The 18762-nt window shown below is 42.5% G+C and carries 21 protein-coding genes; 12 read left to right on the top strand and 9 right to left on the bottom strand.

All coding sequences use genetic code 11. The features are described from left to right. Positions 1–10: 10 nt before the first annotated feature. On the bottom strand, positions 11–877 hold the full coding sequence (gene cyoE / locus DLM76_RS04660; protein WP_118954730.1) for a heme o synthase: 867 nt from the start codon (positions 875–877) through the stop codon (positions 11–13). A gap of 14 nt (positions 878–891) precedes the next feature. After that, entirely contained in the window at positions 892–1845 is a 954-nt protein-coding gene (locus tag DLM76_RS04655) for a COX15/CtaA family protein (protein WP_118964458.1), read from the bottom strand. Between the two features lie 177 nt (positions 1846–2022). On the opposite strand from DLM76_RS04655, the gene DLM76_RS04650 reads away from it, so the two are divergent. The 6 genes from DLM76_RS04650 to DLM76_RS04625 all read left to right on the top strand — a co-directional run bounded on the left by DLM76_RS04650 (position 2023) and on the right by DLM76_RS04625 (position 6815). Next, entirely contained in the window at positions 2023–2172 is a 150-nt protein-coding gene (locus DLM76_RS04650) for a hypothetical protein (protein WP_118954732.1), read from the top strand. A 33-nt stretch (positions 2173–2205) separates the two neighbouring features. Beyond that, complete coding sequence (locus DLM76_RS04645; protein WP_118954733.1) at positions 2206–3045, top strand: SCO family protein; 840 nt, start codon at positions 2206–2208, stop codon at positions 3043–3045. Between the two features lie 10 nt (positions 3046–3055). After that, the gene (gene coxB, locus DLM76_RS04640; protein WP_174714570.1) at positions 3056–4057 is read left to right on the top strand and encodes a cytochrome c oxidase subunit II; all 1002 of its coding nucleotides are present in this window, start codon (positions 3056–3058) and stop codon (positions 4055–4057) included. Between the two features lie 8 nt (positions 4058–4065). Further along, on the top strand, positions 4066–5670 hold the full coding sequence (gene ctaD, locus DLM76_RS04635) for a cytochrome c oxidase subunit I (RefSeq protein ID WP_118954734.1): 1605 nt from the start codon (positions 4066–4068) through the stop codon (positions 5668–5670). Continuing rightward, positions 5657–6307, top strand: coding sequence for a cytochrome c oxidase subunit 3 family protein (locus DLM76_RS04630; protein WP_118954735.1), 651 nt, complete (start codon positions 5657–5659; stop codon positions 6305–6307). Before ctaD ends, DLM76_RS04630 begins: the two co-directional genes overlap by 14 nt. Positions 6308–6461: 154 nt before the next feature. Next, complete coding sequence (locus tag DLM76_RS04625) at positions 6462–6815, top strand: hypothetical protein (protein ID WP_118954736.1); 354 nt, start codon at positions 6462–6464, stop codon at positions 6813–6815. Here DLM76_RS04625 and DLM76_RS21865 read toward each other — a convergent pair. Next, positions 6786–7025 (bottom strand): hypothetical protein, encoded by a 240-nt coding sequence (locus DLM76_RS21865; RefSeq protein WP_135581346.1) that lies wholly within the window; start codon positions 7023–7025, stop codon positions 6786–6788. The genes DLM76_RS04625 and DLM76_RS21865 overlap by 30 nt on opposite strands. On the opposite strand from DLM76_RS21865, the gene DLM76_RS04620 reads away from it, so the two are divergent. From DLM76_RS04620 to pckA, 4 genes are all read left to right on the top strand, one after another. Further along, complete coding sequence (locus DLM76_RS04620; RefSeq protein WP_118964457.1) at positions 6990–7673, top strand: hypothetical protein; 684 nt, start codon at positions 6990–6992, stop codon at positions 7671–7673. The genes DLM76_RS21865 and DLM76_RS04620 overlap by 36 nt on opposite strands. 85 nt (positions 7674–7758) lie before the next feature. Next, complete coding sequence (locus tag DLM76_RS04615; protein WP_010573325.1) at positions 7759–8307, top strand: CarD family transcriptional regulator; 549 nt, start codon at positions 7759–7761, stop codon at positions 8305–8307. 39 nt (positions 8308–8346) lie between these two features. Next, a complete protein-coding gene (locus tag DLM76_RS04610) occupies positions 8347–9381 on the top strand; it encodes a PIN/TRAM domain-containing protein (protein ID WP_118954738.1) in 1035 nt (344 codons plus the stop codon). Between the two features lie 61 nt (positions 9382–9442). After that, the gene (gene pckA / locus DLM76_RS04605; RefSeq protein WP_118954739.1) at positions 9443–11035 is read left to right on the top strand and encodes a phosphoenolpyruvate carboxykinase (ATP); all 1593 of its coding nucleotides are present in this window, start codon (positions 9443–9445) and stop codon (positions 11033–11035) included. 84 nt (positions 11036–11119) lie between these two features. Here pckA and DLM76_RS04600 read toward each other — a convergent pair whose 3' ends face one another. After that, on the bottom strand, positions 11120–11710 hold the full coding sequence (locus DLM76_RS04600; protein WP_147455778.1) for a hypothetical protein: 591 nt from the start codon (positions 11708–11710) through the stop codon (positions 11120–11122). Positions 11711–11732: 22 nt separating this feature from the next. Then, positions 11733–12317 carry a hypothetical protein gene (locus DLM76_RS04595; RefSeq protein ID WP_118964455.1) on the bottom strand — a complete coding sequence of 195 codons (585 nt, stop codon included), beginning with the start codon at positions 12315–12317 and terminating at the stop codon, positions 11733–11735. Between the two features lie 487 nt (positions 12318–12804). Between DLM76_RS04595 and DLM76_RS04590 the strand changes: the two genes are divergently transcribed. Further along, a complete protein-coding gene (locus tag DLM76_RS04590; RefSeq protein WP_118954740.1) occupies positions 12805–13125 on the top strand; it encodes a phasin-related domain-containing protein in 321 nt (106 codons plus the stop codon). A 217-nt stretch (positions 13126–13342) separates the two neighbouring features. On the opposite strand, the gene DLM76_RS04585 is transcribed toward DLM76_RS04590, so the two are convergent. From DLM76_RS04585 to DLM76_RS04570, 4 genes are all read right to left on the bottom strand, one after another. Then, complete coding sequence (locus DLM76_RS04585) at positions 13343–14029, bottom strand: hypothetical protein (protein ID WP_118954741.1); 687 nt, start codon at positions 14027–14029, stop codon at positions 13343–13345. A gap of 6 nt (positions 14030–14035) precedes the next feature. Next, positions 14036–15865, bottom strand: a complete 1830-nt coding sequence (locus tag DLM76_RS04580) for a CHAT domain-containing protein (protein ID WP_118954742.1) — start codon at positions 15863–15865, stop codon at positions 14036–14038. Between the two features lie 142 nt (positions 15866–16007). After that, complete coding sequence (locus tag DLM76_RS04575) at positions 16008–16736, bottom strand: hypothetical protein (RefSeq protein ID WP_118954743.1); 729 nt, start codon at positions 16734–16736, stop codon at positions 16008–16010. A gap of 35 nt (positions 16737–16771) precedes the next feature. Then, positions 16772–17677, bottom strand: coding sequence for an RNA polymerase sigma factor (locus DLM76_RS04570; protein WP_118954744.1), 906 nt, complete (start codon positions 17675–17677; stop codon positions 16772–16774). Between the two features lie 37 nt (positions 17678–17714). Here DLM76_RS04570 and DLM76_RS04565 point away from each other — a divergent pair, with 37 nt between their 5' ends. After that, complete coding sequence (locus DLM76_RS04565; protein WP_167450718.1) at positions 17715–18614, top strand: M23 family metallopeptidase; 900 nt, start codon at positions 17715–17717, stop codon at positions 18612–18614. Positions 18615–18762: the final 148 nt, after the last annotated feature.

The raw sequence follows: 18762 nt of genomic DNA, 5'->3' as shown, positions 1-18762 counted from the left end.
AACGAGTTCCTTAAACAAGATGATCGACTACGATCATGATGTTCACGATGAACAAGTGAAGAATGGAAAAGAAGAAGAACTTTCTCGCGGACTGACGTTCCGGTTTTTGAATCAATTGATACGAAAGAATTCCCATCCAAATACAAACCGCAACCGCCGTGAACAAGTATAAGTATCCCATCGAAGGTTCGAGAAAATAAAAACTGATGCACGAAGCGGAATACAAAATCGTATAAAAGAAAATCGATTTCGTTGTTTTATCGATTCCTTTGACGACGGGCAACATCGGAAAATCCGCGTCCGAATAATCGTCTTTGAGAAAAATCGCCAAGGCCCAGAAATGCGCCGGGGTCCATAGGAAAATCATCGTGAACAAAATCCACGCTTGAATCGGCAGAGAATTACCGATCGCCGCATAACCGATCAAAGGACCGACACAACCCGCAACGCCGCCGATTACTATGTTTTGCGTGGTTCTCGGCTTTAAAAGAATCGTATATAAGAAAACGTAGGAAATCAGCGCCGCAAACGCACAGAACGCCGTAAGAAGATTCACATAGACCGTAAGAAGATAAAAAGAAAGTCCGGTCATCGCAAAGCCGACTAACGTAGCTTGAACGACGCCGATTCTCCCTGCCGGAATGGGACGATTGGACGTGCGTTTCATCTTCGCGTCCCGATCCTTTTCGATCACTTGATTGAAGATAAACGAAGCAGAAGACATCAAAAACGTTCCGAAAAGAGTTACGGCAATCAAAAAGCCGGAAGGGGATTGTTCCCCTGCGAGATATAAACCCGGAATGATCGTAGCCAAAACGAGAGTCGTAACTCTCGGCTTGATCATTTGATTCCAATCGGACAAGAACGTATTCGTCATATCGTATCCTGAAATTATCTTTCAGGCCTCCGTTCGTTTTCCGAAGTCAGAACAACGGCTCGAGAAATCAAAGAAAGATAAGAAGAAGTCAGCAGTAAAACCGCAAAACCGGTATGCAGCGCCGTAACAAGTTTTGGGAGTCCGAAAAATACATTCAAAATTCCTAAAATGATTTGAGCGACCAAAAGATACATGGAAATCTGAAGAAATCGTTTGGAAGTCGTCGGGAATTTTTTCCAAATTGCGAAACCGAGCGCGATTGAAAGAAGCAAGGCGACCGTGTAGGCGCCGAATCGATGGATCACCTGGATTTTTACGATTTCCAAAGGATTGTCGGGAAGCCATTGTCCCCAGCAAGTCGGAAAATCGGGACAAGCGAGTCCCGCATAATGAGAACTAACGCGTCCTCCCAAAACGATCTGAACCGTGATTCCGATCAAAAGAAGAAAGAATAAAACATTATCTTTTCTGAATATGGAATCGGCCTTTACGAACGTTTCCCTTTGATGCAGGGCCTTTTCTCTCGAATCGATCGCGACAGTGAGAATGACTAAAAAGAACGCGATCGCGTTCAACAAGTGAAGGTTAACGGAAGTGGGGTCTAGTTTTAACGTTACGGTCAATCTTCCCAGATTGATCTGCGAAATCAAAAGAAGAACCGCCAATCCCAAGTAGATTCCGAATTCTTTACGGAGAGTTGCATCGGCAAAAGTCCAGATCGTAAGTCCTAAAAGAATCAAACCTAAGAAACCGGAATAATAACGATGAGAAACTTCCATAAAAATCTGGAAGTCGAAGGTCGGGAAAATTTTCCCGAAACAAAAAGGCCAATCCGGACAAGCAAGCCCGGAGCCGGTCGCTCTTACCAAAGGTCCGTAGAGCAAATTCAAAAAAATAAGAATGCTCAAGAACAGAGAGATTTTGTAAAATAAATGAAATTTAGATGAAAGGTTCGAGTTAGCGCTCATTCTTTCCTGAAAACCCTCTCGGGCTTCTAAAATACCATACTCGAAAATCGGTCCTTAAGGGCAATGAAAGTAAAAATTAAATATTACTTCCAAAAAAAGAGATTCATTCGAACCTGTCCTAGAATCTTTCGATTTTCATCTTTAAGAGAATGAGAATCAATTACAGGAGCCTTTTTCATGGCACAACACGATTATAATAAACCTGGATTCTGGACTTTCGTAGTAGTTCTCGTAGGAAACTTAGTATTCTTTACTTATCTTTCTTTCTTTCATCCGGGAGTAAAAGAACATTCTCTGAATCTTCCTGCGAACACTCAGGCGAAATAATATCGGAGAAGAATTTCTCCGGAGTTTACGAACTTGATCTTTAGAATTTCCCTAATCGCAGGGATTGTATTTTTCTCATTCTCCGCTTCTCTGTTCGCTTACGATCCTGCCGCTCGGTTTGATAAAAACGAAAAGCCGAAAGAATTGGAAGGGGTCGGAGTGAAGGAGAGGTTGGGAAATCAACTCGACCTTTCCCTTATGTTTCGAGACGAAACGGGAAAGCCGGTTCCATTCGGTTCTTTTTTCAAAAAGGACAAACCCGTTCTTCTTTCTCTCGTTTATTACAAGTGCCCCACTCTTTGCAACTTCCATCTCAACGGTATTACCGATACGTTAAAAAAGCTGAACTGGCAGGTGGGAAACGAATTCGAATATGTAGCCGTTTCCTTTGATCCGAAAGAAACCGCGGAACTCGCACAAGCGAAGAAGAACGCTTACATCAAAGAATATTCTCGCGGAGATGGAAGAGGTTGGCATTTCCTTACGGGCGATCAAAAGCAGATTACGGCATTATCCGAATCCGTAGGATTTTCCTATAAATGGAATCCGGAAAACGAACAGTGGATTCATTCTTCCGTTGCTTATGTCATCACACCTTCGGGAAAGATTTCCCGTTATCTTCATGGGATCACGTTCGATGAAAGAACGTTGCGACTTTCTCTTCTGGAAGCGTCCGACGGTAAAATAGGGGATTTCACGGACCAGTTCGCCCTTTTTTGCTTTCAATTTGATCCAGGAAAAAATACTTATACTTTGTACGCTTATAATATGATGAAGTTGGGTGGATTCTTCACTCTTCTTATTCTGGCGGCGTTCTTGATCCCATTCTGGATCAGGCATAACAGAAATTCCGAACTCATTAGGAAGGAGTAACTTCAAAAAAATGACCTGGTTGAACCTCATTACGGCAACAAGTTTCATGCCGGTTCAGGCTTCCGAAGTAGCAAAGAATGTAGATAATCTCTATCTCTTTCTACTCGTATCCAGTCTGATCTCCTTTGTCATTCTCATCGGGGGAATGACTTGGTTTATTTTCAAATACAGGAGAAAGACCGACACTGATAAAACTGCCTATATTACCCACAATACTTTGGCAGAATTCCTTTGGTCCTTTATTCCCTTAGTAATCATGATCGTGATCTTCTGGTGGGGTTGGGTGATTTTCGCCGATCTCAGAAGAGTTCACGATAAAGGCGATATCGAAATCCACGTAACCGCTAGACAATGGCAATGGACTTTTAAATATCCGAACGGAGTTACCGTCGTTTCTCCTAACGCGACCGAAAAGTTGAATTCTCTTTTTCAACCGAACGGAATTTACGTTCCGGTTGGAAAAACGGTTCGTCTCGTTATGACTTCTCAGGATGTTCTTCACTCTTTCTACGTTCCCGCTTTCCGGAATAAGATGGATGCGATTCCGGGACGTTATACAACTTTGACGTTCACTCCGACTGAAAAGGGAGATTTCGTAGTTTATTGTACTGAATTTTGCGGAACTTCTCACTCGAATATGCTTTCCGCGATTCGTGTCGTGGATTCCGAAACGTTCGACAAATGGTATGCTGCGGCTGGAAACGTGGATCTTTCCAAAGTTCCTCCTGCGGAACTCGGTAAAAAACTCTACGCTGAAAAAGCTTGTGCGGGTTGTCACTCGATCGACGGTTCCCGTTTAGTAGGACCTACCTACAAAGGACTTTTTGGAAGCGCGAGAGAATTCGAAGCCGGTCCAGGTGCGAACGCGGATGAGAATTACATTCGTAAATCCATTTTGCAACCGACTGCTCAAGTCGTAAAAGGTTATCCGCCTGCGATGCCTTCTTATCAGGGACAGCTTTCCGACGACGAAATCAACGCTCTGATCGAGTATATTAAAACCCTTAAATAGGAGAGGACATGTCTACAGCAACTGCAAGTCATACTGACAACTACCTCAACCACGAAAAGGGAATCTGGTCCTGGCTCACTACGATCGATCACAAGCGGATCGGGATCATGTATTTCTTTGCGATTATGTCATTCTTCCTCTTGGGAGGGATTTTCGCTCTTCTGGTTCGTATCGAGCTTTTTACTCCGGGACAAACTCTCGGTTTCGTAACTCCGGACATTTACAATAGAATGATGACCTACCACGGCGCTATCATGGTGTTCATGGTAATCGTTCCCGGAATTCCTGCGATCTTCGGAAACTTCATCCTCCCGATCCAACTCGGAGCAAAGGACGTTGCCTTCCCAAGACTGAACCTCGCAAGCTGGTATATCTTTATGTTGGGAGCGGGAACCGCTGCGTTCTCCCTTTTTACCCAAAAAGTGGATACCGGTTGGACGTTTTACACTCCGTATTCCATTTCAAACTCCGTTTCTAACGGTGTGATTATGCTGGTGATGGGTGCGTTCATTATGGGATTCTCCTCGATTCTTACGGGGTTGAACTTCATCGTAACTACTCATAAACTGAGAGCTCCTGGAATGACAATGAACCGTATTCCTTTGATGGTTTGGGCGCTTTATGCAACTTCCATCATTCAGGTTCTTGCTACTCCGGTTCTCGCGATCACTCTTCTTCTGCTTGTAGCGGAAAGAACTCTGGGCGTGGGAATTTTCGATCCTACTCTCGGCGGCGATCCGGTTCTCTTTCAGCACTTCTTCTGGTTCTATTCTCACCCTGCGGTTTACATCATGATTCTTCCTGCAATGGGTGTGATCTCCGAACTCGTGTCCACTTTCTCCAGAAAGATCATTTTCGGATACACTGCGATTGCGTATTCTTCTCTTGCGATTGCTGCGGTTTCCTTCTTGGTTTGGGGACACCACATGTTCGTTTCCGGTCAGTCTGAGTTTGCGGGGGTTTTATTCTCCTTCATCACAATGCTCGTGGGAGTTCCTACGGCGATTAAACTCTTCAACTGGATTTCGACGATGTATAAAGGATCCGTCCGTTTGGACGCGCCTATGTTGTTCGCGATTGGATTTATGTTTCTCTTTACCATCGGCGGTTTGACCGGTGTGTTCCTCGCTTCCACGGGGATGGACGTTCACTTTCATGATACCTATTTCGTGGTCGCGCACTTCCATTACGTGATGGTGGGTGGAACTTTGATGGCGGTGATGGGCGGCTTGCTCTACTGGTTTCCGAAAGTTACCGGTAAAATGACTTCCGATCTTTTAGGAAGAATTTCCTGGGTCTTTATCTTCACCGGATTTAACGTAACCTTCTTTCCACAGTTCATTCTCGGTTCCATGGGAATGCCGAGAAGATACTACGACTACTTACCTGAATTTACCAGCCTCAACCAAATTTCCACAGTGGGATCTTGGCTGATCGGAATGGGATTCTTGGTGGGACTTGCGGCCGTGATTCACGGATTGATCGCAGGAAAAGAAGCGGGAGCGAATCCTTGGGGCGGAAAAACCCTCGAGTGGACGATTCCTTCTCCACCTACACATGAAAACTTTGAAAAAACTCCAACAGTAACGGGGGGACCTTATGAGTACCGCTAAGCACGCGGAATTCCATCATGCTCATCACTTTGACAGTGCTGAGCATCAGTATGACGCTTCTAAACAAGGAATCTGGTTATTCCTTGTTACGGAAATTCTAATGTTTGGCGCCCTTTTCGTGGGTTATACCATTTACCATTCTTTGTATCCGGAAGTGTTCCACGCAGGAAGCCATCACTTGTCCGTTCCGATGGGAGCGTTCAACACAGTGGTTCTTCTCTTTAGCTCCTTTACGATGGCGCTCGGGATTCATTACGTCCAAGTGGATAAGAAGAAAGAGGCGATCATCGCACTTGCGATAACCGTTCTTTGCGCTCTTACGTTTATGGTTGTGAAGTATTTCGAATATTCCGCAAAGATCCATCACGGACTTCTTCCCGGAAAATATTTCACGAACACTGAAATGCCGGACATCAAAAACTTGGCAATGTTCTTCGGTTTTTACTTCGTAATGACCGGGATTCACGGATCCCACGTTTTGATCGGAGCCGGATTGATCGTTTGGGTGATGATTAAGGTGATTAAGGGAGAAGTGAATTCTTCTTATTACACACCGGTAGAAGGCGTTGGTCTTTTCTGGCACGTAGTCGACTTGATCTGGATCTATCTCTTCCCGCTTCTTTATTTGGTGGGATAATACGATATAGTTCCGACTCTATCGAACGATCGTCATAGACGATTCGATTTTCAGCAAAACCCTGGGCTTCAAACCCCGGGGTTTTTTATTTTTAAAAGGCTCTTTAAAAAAGATTCAAGTGAAGCTAACGCGCTTGTTGGGAATATATCGTGCTATGAAAATCCGCTGGGTTCTCGACATTCAATATCTTCCTGAAAGTCTCCCGAAATGGGTTTTGCTCTGCTGTAAATATCCGATCGGATTTTTGCTTCTTTCAATGTTCAGCGGCGCGTTTGGATGTTTCGTAATTGAGGGTTATTTTCACGGCATTCAATTCGATTGGATTTCCAAGAATTACAGCTTAAGCCGAGAATTCTTTTATCACGATGTTTCTTTAATTCTGATCTTTGCGCTCTATGCGAGTTGTTTCGTGTTTCTTTATCTTTTCTGGGTTTTAGCGATCGGTAAGCCGAAAGGGACCATCACAAAGGAAGAAGCCTTAAAATTGGCCGGAAAAGATAGAAATTGAATTCGAAAACGTTTCGCGGGTTTTTGTCTCAGGTTCGGTTTGCTCCGGCTTTTCCGAGCGTTTGCAAACTGCGAACCGAACGGTTAAAATCGAAACTTCTCTTCGTTTATCAAATTTTTTCGACGGAAATTGGGCATTTAATCCGATTTTAAAAATAGAATCCAGGATTCCTGAATGCAGAATATCGATTATTCCAGAAGACTCAAACAATCTTCGATCCGAACTCCGGTCCGAGAAAGTTCCGATTTCGACAGAACCATCCAAACGGTTCAACACAGCAAAAAGTCGGGATCGCCGATTCAAATTTTCTCCTCCACACGTTCGGCATTTGTTCTATTATTAGGTTCGATTTCACTTTTTACCGCAGGGCTTGTCGTAGGACTTAAACTCGATCAAAAAGAAGAAACTTTCGCGCAAAACGAACTTCAGACGTTTCGAAACGTATCCTCGCAGGAAAGAAAGAATTCGCACGGGGGTCTTCGTTCTTTGTTTTCTTCCTCGAACGAACCGGAATCCGTTGAATCGCTGAAAAATCCGGAATCTCTTTCCAAGCTCAATCCAAAAGAGAATTCTTCCGGAAACGGGAACGAGGCAAAACTTCTTTTTCCTCCGCAAACCGGTGAAACGAACTATCTCATTGTGATCGCGACGGAGGATTCTTTGCAAGCCGTCGAACTCGGCAAACGGCTTTTGATGGCCCGCAACGAATTCAAAGGAAGAATTTTCCGTTCCTCCAAAGGCGAACTGTATCTCGGTTATTTTTATTCCGAGGAAGAAGCGAAAGAAGCACTGGAAAAGGTTCAACCTCTGAATGATCCGGCATTTCATTCCGCAAAAGTTCGTTCTCTTAAACTTTAGTAGCCTTTTGGGATAATTTTGTTGACTTTCGTCAAATTTATGCTATTTTCTTAAGCAGAGTTTTAACGGAAGTTATCATACTTACTTGGCTGCCAAAAAGAAAAATTCCGAAATCGAACACAAGGTAGGCGACTACGTAGTCTATCCCATCCATGGAGTTGGAGAAATTCTCGAAATCTCCAAAAAGAACATCCTTGGTAAAAAGAAGGATTGCTACGTTCTAGAAATCCAGGGTAGTAAGATGAAGGTTATGATACCTGTTGACAAAGCAGAACAGGTTCGAATCCGCCCTATCATCGATAAAAAAGAGATCAAGAAAGTCATCGCACTCCTGAAAAAGGACGAAGTCGATACCGAAGAAGACTGGAAGATCCGCTACCAAAATAACCTCAACAAGATCAAGTCCGGATCGATTTATGAGGTCGGAGAAGTCTGCAGAAACCTATTTCGTAGAGCGAATGGAAAGGAACTTTCCATTATGGAAAGAAAGCTTTACGAAAGCGCCTATAATCTTGTGAAAATGGAAGTTGCATTGAGCAAAGGTGTTACGCAAGAAGAAGCGGGGAACCTTGTGTCCGACGTTTTAGCGAGCACTCTCTCTCCTAGTGAAAGAAAGGCAGAAGAAGAAGAGTAAAATTCCGCAAAAACTCAAATACAATTAAGGATTTGAGTTATGATTCATCTCTATAAAGTACTCACGTCTCTATTCCTCTCCGGAATTACATTTGCTGTAACACACAAGCAAGCCGGAGATCTCTATTTAGCCGGTTCTATCGCCGGAGTCGTTCTCGTAGTTTCCCTAATTCTTCTTTATGGAGAATCCAGTCTTTTTCCAAAACTGAAAGCAGACGTTCTTTTTTGTGCCGGACTCGGCGCTCTACTCGGACTTGCAATCGCTTGGTTTGTGGGAGAAGTCGTTCACTTTGCCGAATTGAATGTGGCGCTTTACTTCTTGTTCGCGCTGTTCGGAATTCTTGCAGGGATCTCTTTTGCGAAAGAACCCGGTCTCGGAATTTTCGGAGGCGGCGGAGGTCAGGGCAACGGTTTCGGCGTCGGCATTGAAAAGGAAGAAGTAAGAGACAAAATTCTGGATACTTCGGTCGTGATCGACGGAAGAATTTTAGACATCGCCGATACGCACTTCCTGGATGGGCCGTTGATTCTCCCTAACTTCGTATTGAGAGAGATTCAGCTCATCAGCGATTCCTCGGATCCGATCAAGAGAGCGAGAGGAAGAAGAGGTCTGGAGATGTTGAACAAACTTCAACGCAAAGGCTCCATCGAAGTTAAAATCACGTATAAAGATTATTCCGACACTCGCGAAGTGGACGCGAAGTTGATCAAGTTAGCGAGAGATACCGGCGGTAAAATCGTAACCAACGATTTCAACTTGAATAAAGTAGCCGAACTTCAGGGAGTCAAGGTTCTAAACTTGAATACCCTCGCTAATGCACTGAAACCGGTCGTTCTTCCCGGAGAAGAGCTTGGAATCCAAGTGATCAAAGAAGGAAAGGACGAGAATCAAGGAATCGGTTATCTGGAAGACGGAACGATGGTGGTGATCGAAAACGGCGGTCATCTTGTAGGAAAAGAAGTCAAGGTGACAGTAACTTCGATCATCCAAACGGCAGCCGGAAAGATGATTTTCACAAAAGCCAACCCGAACGGGGCTGGAGAGAAGGGAAATCGCCAGCCGCATTCCCCTTGAATCGGTTGACTTTCAGCTTTAGCGTAAAATAATTGAAATAGAATTCCCAAGGAGCAATCAAATGCAGGCCCAGACTCAGGTAAAAGGCTTGAAGGAACTCGGAATCGAACCTTCTGAAATTTTCCATAACCTTTCCTATGACGAAATTTATGAGCACGAGAAAAAAAACGGAGAAACCGTACTTTCCAGCAACGGAACGATGATGGTAGACACCGGAATTTTTACCGGTAGATCCCCGAAAGACAAGTATTTCGTAGATGAACCTTCCTCAAACGGAAACATTTGGTGGAGCCACATCAACTTCAAAGTGTCCGAAGCGATCTTTGACGAACTTTATAAGAAATGTGTGAACTATCTGAGTCACAAAAAACTTTACGTTTTCGACGGTTACGCGGGAGCAAACCCGGAGACAAGAGTAAGCCTGCGCGTGGTTTCCGAAAAAGCTTGGCAACACCACTTTTGCACAAACATGTTCCTTCGTCCTACTAAGGAAGAATTGGCGGGCCTCGATCCTGAATTCACGATCATCAACGCTTGCGGAATCAAAAACGAGAACTTCAAACAACACGGAATGAATTCCGAAGTTTTCGTTATCTTCCATCTCGCTAAGAAAATTTGTATCATCGGTGGAACCGAATACGGCGGAGAAATGAAAAAAGGTATTTTCTCCGTTATGAACTACAAACTTCCGTTACAGGGAATTCTCAGTATGCACTGTTCCGCGAACGTAGGTAAAGACGGTGACACCGCTCTTTTCTTTGGTCTTTCCGGAACCGGTAAAACGACCCTTTCCACGGACCCGAACCGCAAACTGATCGGAGACGACGAGCACGGTTGGGACGACAACGGAATCTTCAACATCGAAGGCGGTTGCTACGCTAAGGTGATCAACTTAGATCCGAAAACCGAGCCGGACATTTACGAAGCGATTCGTAAAGATGCACTTCTCGAGAACGTGGTTTATGATCCTCAAACGAAAGTCGTGGATTATTCTTCCGCTGCAAAAACCGAGAACACTCGCGTATCGTATCCGATTTTCCACATCAATAACATTCAGGTTCCTTCCAAAGGCGGACATCCGAAAACCATCATCTTCTTAACGTATGATGCGTTCGGAGTTCTTCCACCGGTTTCTAAACTGAGCATCGAACAAGCGATGTATCACTTCCTTTCCGGTTATACCGCGAAAGTTGCCGGAACGGAAAGAGGAATTAAAGAACCGACCGCTACTTTCTCTGCATGTTTCGGAGCGGCGTTCATGACTCTTCACCCGACTAAGTATGCAAAATTACTCGGTGAAAAGATGAAGAAGCACAACGTAAGAGCGTATCTGATGAACACCGGCCTTGTCGGTGGATCTTACGGCGTGGGAAAACGTATGAACCTTCCTTCCACACGTAAAATCATCGACGAGATTTTAAACGGAAACATCGAGAAGTCCGAGTTCGTGACTCACCCGATCTTCCAAGTTTCTTATCCGAAGACGATTGACGGTGTCGATAGCGCTATCCTGGATCCAAGAGAAGCTTGGACTGATAAAGCAGCTTACGACGAAACCGCTAAGAAGTTAGGGGAGATGTTCATTAAGAACTTTAAGCAATATGCGGAAGGTTCTAAAGACTTCGACTTTACCGCTTTCGGTCCTAAGGTTTAATTTAAGTTTCGATTTTTACAATCGGTTCTTAAGAGAAAGAGGAGATCCATCGGGTCTCCTCTTTTTTATAAAATGACTTATAAGTTATTTTATAACTTCTGTGACTGCGGGAGTACTTTCATTTTCGAAAGGAATTGATCCGTCTTTGTATATCGTTTCTAAGAAATGTTCAAAGATTAGATCGTTTGGAGAATATTTAGGGTTAGCAGAAACAGGAATTAAAAATAAATGCATGTATGTAGTTTTTCTATTTTCATATCGAAACGATTTAATTGTTTTTCCGTTTGCGAAATCGAATATTTCTGCCGAGTAGCTGACTGTATCATCAACCCAAACTGGAATTAAGCCAATTGAAAGGATATTTACTAAACCTAAAATAATGTTTTTCGTTGGTATTTTATTTTTTCGCCTACAATCAAAACGAATTTGAAAATTAAATTTATCTTTCGGATCAGGTTCTGAATTTAAATAGACATTAAAATCCGTGAACATACCTTTTCGGCCCACGGCATTATTGTATTCTTTCCAAAGCTGAGTTGAATTGTATGAATTTTGTTCATCGGTAAGAATTAAAAAAGTTGATTTTGCGAGTTTGTTATTTGATTCGGGTTTGAATTCTTTGAATGTCTTAGGATGTTCAAATACCGCACAATTTAAAATTAGTAGTGCGGACATTATTGTAATTTGTCTTATTATTTTACTCATAATATTTACTTGTGATTATATCCTTAATCGGTCCCCAGCTTATTGCGGGATATTTAATTTTGAGTGTATTGACACAAGACTCTTTTCCTTCTTTACTTGTATCTACAAATAAATCACCGAACCTTGTCTTTACAATTCCTAAGTAGAAAATTCCGGGTTCAGTAACGCTAAATTTTTTTTCTGTCGGCCTTTTTAAAAAATAAAAGTAGTTGCCTGAACGCTGTGTATAATCGCTTAGAACATACTCACCTTTTTTTACAAATAAGGCGATACACTCTCTTTCGTTTTTATCAGAAAGTTTGATTTCACTATTTACTTCCCAAATTGGTCCATCAATTCTTCGGACTAATACCTCTGATGAATAAAGAAGATTAGAAGGACTCGTTTTCGGAAGTTCGAATTCAACAATCACGATTGATTTAGCATTCTCGCTTGTTTCTGATTTAAAATTGCTAATTTCCGTATCTAATTTGACTACGCGCATTGTATTCAATTGATCTATCGAACTGCAGTGTGCAAAGAGGAGAAGGTTTATAAAAGCAATAACAACAAGGTTGAAAAATTCAGTATGTTTCAAAATTGATCCTCCAGAATTTTATTTCTGGGTTTAGATTTTATTTTGAGTTGAGAATAATTCACCGCGTAGGCCTGTAAAGTTAAAATCAGAGTGTACTGTCTTTGATCAGTTCGCCTAATAAATTAGATTTTATTAATTGAAAACAAAAGATTAGTAAAAATAACCATATTATTACTTAGGATATATTTATATGTAATGAAGCTTTCGTTACGAGCGTGTTTTTACGCTGAGTGATAGATTGAATAGGGGGACTAAAGAGTAATTTCTAAAATAGAGTTTTTATTAATGATCAATTGAAGTTATAAATAGAAAATCTTATGTCGTATAAAATTTGCTGATCCAGCGCGAACCAACCCTTTTGAATTTTCGATTAGGATGTATGTAAGGATTTATTACTAATTCTACCGCTTCCAATTCGCACTTGACACTTTATTGTGCGCCGCATAAAATTGGTTTATTCTCAGTGTAGAAGACAGAGGAAAAAATTATGGAAAAAGAAATCAAGGAAGCGCTTAACTTTGCGATTGGAGCTGCGAAATCACTCCGCGAGCAAGCTGACAGCATTCTCCTGAAAGTTGAAAAAGAATTTAAGGAACTTGCATCCAAAGGAGCTCAAGATCAATCCGAGGTTGCCAACAACCTTAGAAAGTATATCGAAGACGCTCTTCACTCAGTGGAAGGTGTTGCAGGTCAAGTCAACTCGAAGGTAGAGGAAGTTAAATCGAAAGTTGGTCAAGGCGTTTCATCTGCAAAAGCTACTTTGAACGGATCTTCAAAAGCTAAAGCAGACTCTACCACTAAACAATAATCGTTTTCCTTCCTGTGTTTTCAATGCAGGAAGGATTTTGTTCCTCCTCTTTTCTCCGCATACATCAAACAACACTTGTGATAAAGAAAATTAAATTTTAGAAGATTCGAGAATTTGCTCTTTTCAGCGCGACATATAGAATTTTAGAAAGATAGATTTGAAATCGAAAATTATCGAGTCTTCGGTTCGGAATTCTTCGAAATCTTGAACGTTGCGATCAACTTTCGATTTCTTTCAACAGGTCATGAGCAGAATTCAGATCGAGTCTTTGGATCAGTCTGTAAATAGCGGACTCTTTTTCTTCTTCCATCGGAATTTCGAAAGAAGTATTCATCATCGCGACATTGCGTTCGATTTTTCTTTCGATCAATCGTTTTAATAGATCGCGTTTAGTTTGAAATAATTCTTCCGTTGAAATTCCTTTTTGAGAAAAGGTTTGTTCGATTAAATCCAAGGTTTTGTAATCGGATGCGATCGCTGAGTAAGTGAACGAATCCAACTCCATTTCGCCTAAAAAGGATTCCCAGAGTTTGGAACTTTTACGTTCCATGTTTCGACATTCATAACCTTGGCAGATGGATGAGCCGTAAAAGGAATAATTTTGACTGAGAGGATCTCCGCTGAAAACCGGATGAATCATACATCCGATTTTTTTTCCGAACGCGCCGAGGAACGGACAGTTATACGTGAGTTCATCCTTTCTTCGAATCGATTCTTCTTTTTTTTCTCGGACTTTTCTGTATTCGGCCATAGTCCACGGCTTTTCGAAATCGACCGCGGTTTTGAATTCTTCGGTTCTTTCGAGAATCAACGTTCGGATTTCGTCCGGGCTTAAATCCAGATTAAAAATTCCGCAACAGGAACCGCATGAAAAATTACCCCGATCGGGTTGGCAAAGGCTCACAAGATATTAAAGATTTTGAATAGAGTTTCTTTCCGATTTAAATCCCGGAAAACTAAGTTCCAAATCCTTCGTTTCTGGATTTTCGATAACGCTGCAGAGCATCGGAATAATCGTCATCCGGTTTTCGTTGAACACGATCACTTTTCCGCGGAACTTTTCGATCTGTTCCCCGATGTAATCCTGTTTGACGACGGGTGCTACAACGAGAGAAGTTTCCGGTTTGATGCCCCGGAAAAAGAGATGGTTGTTCGAGTTGGTGGATACGAGAAAGATGCTCGTCTTTTCCAATTCCTCCAATTCCATCAAAAGATTTTCGTAATAATACTGAAAGGAGATCAGATAACCGTCCGCCGAATCGCGTAGAATCTGTCCTCTTCTGTAAAGTTCGATCCATTGAATCATTTTTTGGATCGTGTCCTTGTTCACCTGCAACACTTCCTGAATATTGCTGATCAAAGGACTGATTTCCAATTTTCGGAAGTCGGCGAGGCATTGATAGATGAGCTCCCACCATTTTTTGATTTCCACCGCGTCGTCCGGATTGTTCGGAATGTATTTTCCCAAAGAATGATGTTGGTGATCGCTGAAAATGATTCCACCCACGATCTTGGAAAATTCCTCGAAGGAAAAAATCAGGGACTGAATCAACTCGAACGATGATTCGCTTTCTTCCTTTTGTTTTTGGATAAAATTCGAATAGGAAGAGGCGATGTTCGAAGGATAGAATTTGTTGATCAGAGACGGATTGATGATCTTTTGGATCGGCTTTCCTTTGGTCGGATCCATCATCACTTGTTGGTTCGGAATTCCGTGAAGGGAATAATTGGTCCAAGTCAAGTCGTTCGTATCGAAAATTCTTCTAGCGTATTCTTTTGCCAAGAAGAGAGATTCCCCGATGCTTCGATCGCTGAATAGATACGTATAAAACTGAATCGTGAAATCGATCGTGTTCTGATTGTCGATGATTTCCCAGTTGGTTCCGATGAAACTTTTGATCCCGGACATCAAAAACGCTCCGGCGAAATTGTTCATCAAATCCGAGTTGAGAGTTCTGGACGCGTTCGAGTTTGACTGACACGAATTGGAGAACACTAAATCGGTGTTAAAGCCGGAGTTCTTGATTTCTCTCGCTTTGAGAATTTTGCCCTCCGAAATCAACCATCCGTTTTCCAAAGGATCGTCGGAAAAGTAAAGATGCCCGGAGTAGTGAATGATATTCTTACCTTTAATCAAGGAAAGAAGTTTCAGCTTTGTGACTTGTTTCCCTCCGATGAACTCGATTTCCAAACGGGACGGAGAAACTTTTTCACTCAATACTTTGAAGAGCTGTTCTCCTTCTTTTTGGGCCCACTCCAAATCTTCCGTCGGATCGGCGATGATGAGCATTCTCAACTTTTCTTTTTCTTTAAATGTGCTTTGACTGGATTCTCCGCGGACGGTTTTTCCGATAAAGAATTTATCCGACAAAAAGCAGGTTCCGTCGTGTAGGAGTTCCCACGGAATCACTCCGAGTTTCGGATCCATATTTAAATGGAGGTATTTTTCCGTAGTCAGTCTGAGTTTCTCCTGAATCGGAGCGGGAAAAAATTGATCGTAAAACGTTTCACCGAGGATTTTCAGCTCGTGAAGAATTTCGGTTTCGAGGGTTTTGTGGTTCATCCCTTTGGAATTAACCGCATTGGAAACTCGAACTAAATTTTCGATTTCTTTAATATACTCTAAGATGAGGTCTTCGTCGATTGTTGACTGTAAATGGGATTCCGACCCGCTTCCGGACGTATCCAAGATGTTGAATACGTTTACGGTTCCGACTCTATCGATAATCAGGTTTAGCATGGTTGAAAATCCAGGATCAGATTATAACACTGGAGTGTTTTTTCCAGAATTCTTTTTATACGGAAAAATAAAAACGAAAATCCCTCGCCGCGTTTTGGAATTCACGCAGCGATGGAAATTTATTTCCTAGGATTTTTCCGGTTTAGGCTTCTAAAAGAATGAAGAGATCCAAAGATTTGGAATTCTCTTTTCCTTGAAACTCGACGGTGTATTTTCCTTCTCTCAACCCGGAGAAATTCGCGATTCCTTCGTTGTTGAATTGGTTGGAAAGAATGAATCTTGTATCCTTGTAAAGATTGACTCTCTGAAAAGAATCCGCGTCCGGAGTTTCTATTTTAACACTTAAGAATGCGGTTTCGGGAGTTTCCTGAACGAGTTGATACGTAAATTTCGAGTTATCGAGAACCTTTTCCTCAAAAACGACAAACTCGGACGGATCTTTTGTCAAAGCCGAACGCATGGAAGGCGCATAGTCAACTCTTGTGTTAATTTGAAGAGATTCTACAAGACTTTCGAAGATACGGGCGCCCGACTTCCCCAGTTTTACGACGATCGATTCCTTTGTAGGAGCCTTTCTCGCAAGTTCAAGAGTGACATAACGTTTTAAATACTCGGGTACTTCTTTCGAAAGATAGCCTGACAGATCGGCCTTTTGCAGATCGATCGCTTCTTGAAGTTCGGAAAATTTTCCGATTTGAGAAGCTTCCCTTAAATACGACAAGGTTGCCGCGCTGATACCGGCTTGGATCGACTCTTCCAGTTGGATGAGCTGGTTCTGCAGATTTGTATCTTTATCTGCATTGGCTTCTTCTCCATTCAAGAGTGAGAGCAGAAGCTCGTTTTTTTGGTTCAATTCAGATCCCGAATCCATTTTGGTTCTCCAATAGCATAAAAAGACGGAATTTTTTAGAAATCCAAATCACTAAAATCTAGCTTTTTCTGAATTTTTTCAATTAAACGCAGAAGCGTCACGCTTACGTTTCCTTCCGAAATCCCGATTAGGTCGGCGACTTCGCGGTAAGGAGTTCGTGCGAGAAAATGGCCTTTCTTCTTCTTTTCCAATAGCTTCTTGCGCTGTTCGTATTTTTTCTTTAAGGCATGAGACGTTTTATCCACTTCCATCGGGAGAATCGGTGCGATTTTCGCGGTGTTTTGCTGTTTTTCCTTTAAGTCGAGAATGTTCAAATAAAGAGACGTAATTTTGTCTTCCATTCTAATATTCTCTTCTTCCCGATTGGAAAGTTCCGACCGCAAATGAAGAATTTTTTCTTTCAGCGCATCCGGGGATAATCCGGTTTTTTCCAAAAGATACTGAACTTCGTCTTCGTTTAAGTTGAGATAATAAATATAAGAGAGTTTGAAAATAACCCGTTTATCGACTCCGATTTCCTGCAAGGCTTGGTTGAATCGATCGGAAAGTTCGCTCGCTTCTTCCTGCATTTCCGGACGGTTGTCGGGTTCGTCCTCGATGGTCGCGTATTCTTTTCCTTCTTTGCTGATCTTTCCTAAATTGGTGACCTTGAGTTCCCGTTTGGTTCTTTGCCAATCGATCAGCATGTTTCTGAGGACCGAATAAAACCAAGTTCTGAAACTGGATTTTCCCTTAAAGCTGCCGAAGCGGGAACCGGTTTTCAGCCTTTCGAACGCATAGATAAAAAAATCACCCGCGTCGTCTTCGCTCAGATGAAAGATCTTCATCGGGAAATTGTAGATATCTTCCGAATAGATTTCGAAGAATTGTTTAAGAGCTTCTTCTTCTCCGTCTCCACAGCGAGAAACCAGATCCAGGGTTTTATCTTTTGACAAATTCATTTTGTATGAGTTACTTGCACTAGGGTTTGGGTCCTGAATGAAAAGATTTCTCTTAATCGCCGTCTGGACCGCGTTCCATCTGAGCATGGAAGCGGAAAATAATAAAGTAATAAATTATCTTGTCCCCGTCAAAACCGATCAGCTGGAAAACAAAATCACCTCGACTTTCGGGGAATCCAGGGGGGATCACTTTCATAACGGAATGGATATTTCTTCCATGAACGAATCCGTCCTCGCGATGGCCGACGGAAAAGTTTTATACAGTCGTTATGCGGAAGATCATCCTTTTGAAGACGAACTCGGAACCGGAAACTCGGTTTGGTTGGACCACGGTTCCGGGAACTTTACTGCCTATTACCATTTGAAAGACGGCCGAATTTCAAAGCTGTTAAAACCGGATCTGATCAAAGCCGGAGATAAAATCGGAGTTACCGGCAACTCCGGTCACTCAAGCGGAGCACACCTCCACTTTGTTGTACTTCGCAAACACGGATTGGAAATTTTAGACCCTCTTAAATTTCTTTCTCCCATTCCGGATAGCGCCGTTCCCGAGATTTCCAGCCTTCTCGTTCACGTAAACGGGAAGTTTACGAACATCAACGACGGGGACAACATCAATCTTTCCAAAGAATTTCCGTTTACGGTTTCGATCGTCGACGCGGGTGAGAAAAAGTCCCAGAGAAGGGGAATCACCAAGGTTCAATACTTTTTAAACGGAGAAGCGCTTCGCTCGGCGGACTTCGGCGCTTTGCAGTATTCTACTTCCGAATGGAAGAATCCGGACGGTTATTCGTTCACGAGTCTGTATCACAAAGACCAATATTTGATCGGAAATCTGAATTTGAAGTCCGGTGAAAATACGATCAAGGTCGTGGCTTGGGACTTTCGCGGCAACGTGAACGAAAGAAGTTTTACCTTCTACGTTAGTCGTCTTTGAGGGAAAATTTTCGATTTAAGCTGCGAGCATGATTCCTGGCGAATAGAGGAAACGAAGATCACGAAAGGAATCTTCTTTCATCAACGAGCAAGGATTCTTTTCCGGAAAATTTCCGATTCAATTTCGATAGGAGAATTCCCGTCGATGG

The organism is Leptospira yasudae, from assembly GCF_003545925.1.
GTDB lineage: Bacteria > Spirochaetota > Leptospiria > Leptospirales > Leptospiraceae > Leptospira > Leptospira yasudae.
The sequence above is the reverse complement of the archived record's forward strand: the minus strand, read 5'-3'. Positions and strand labels throughout refer to the sequence as shown.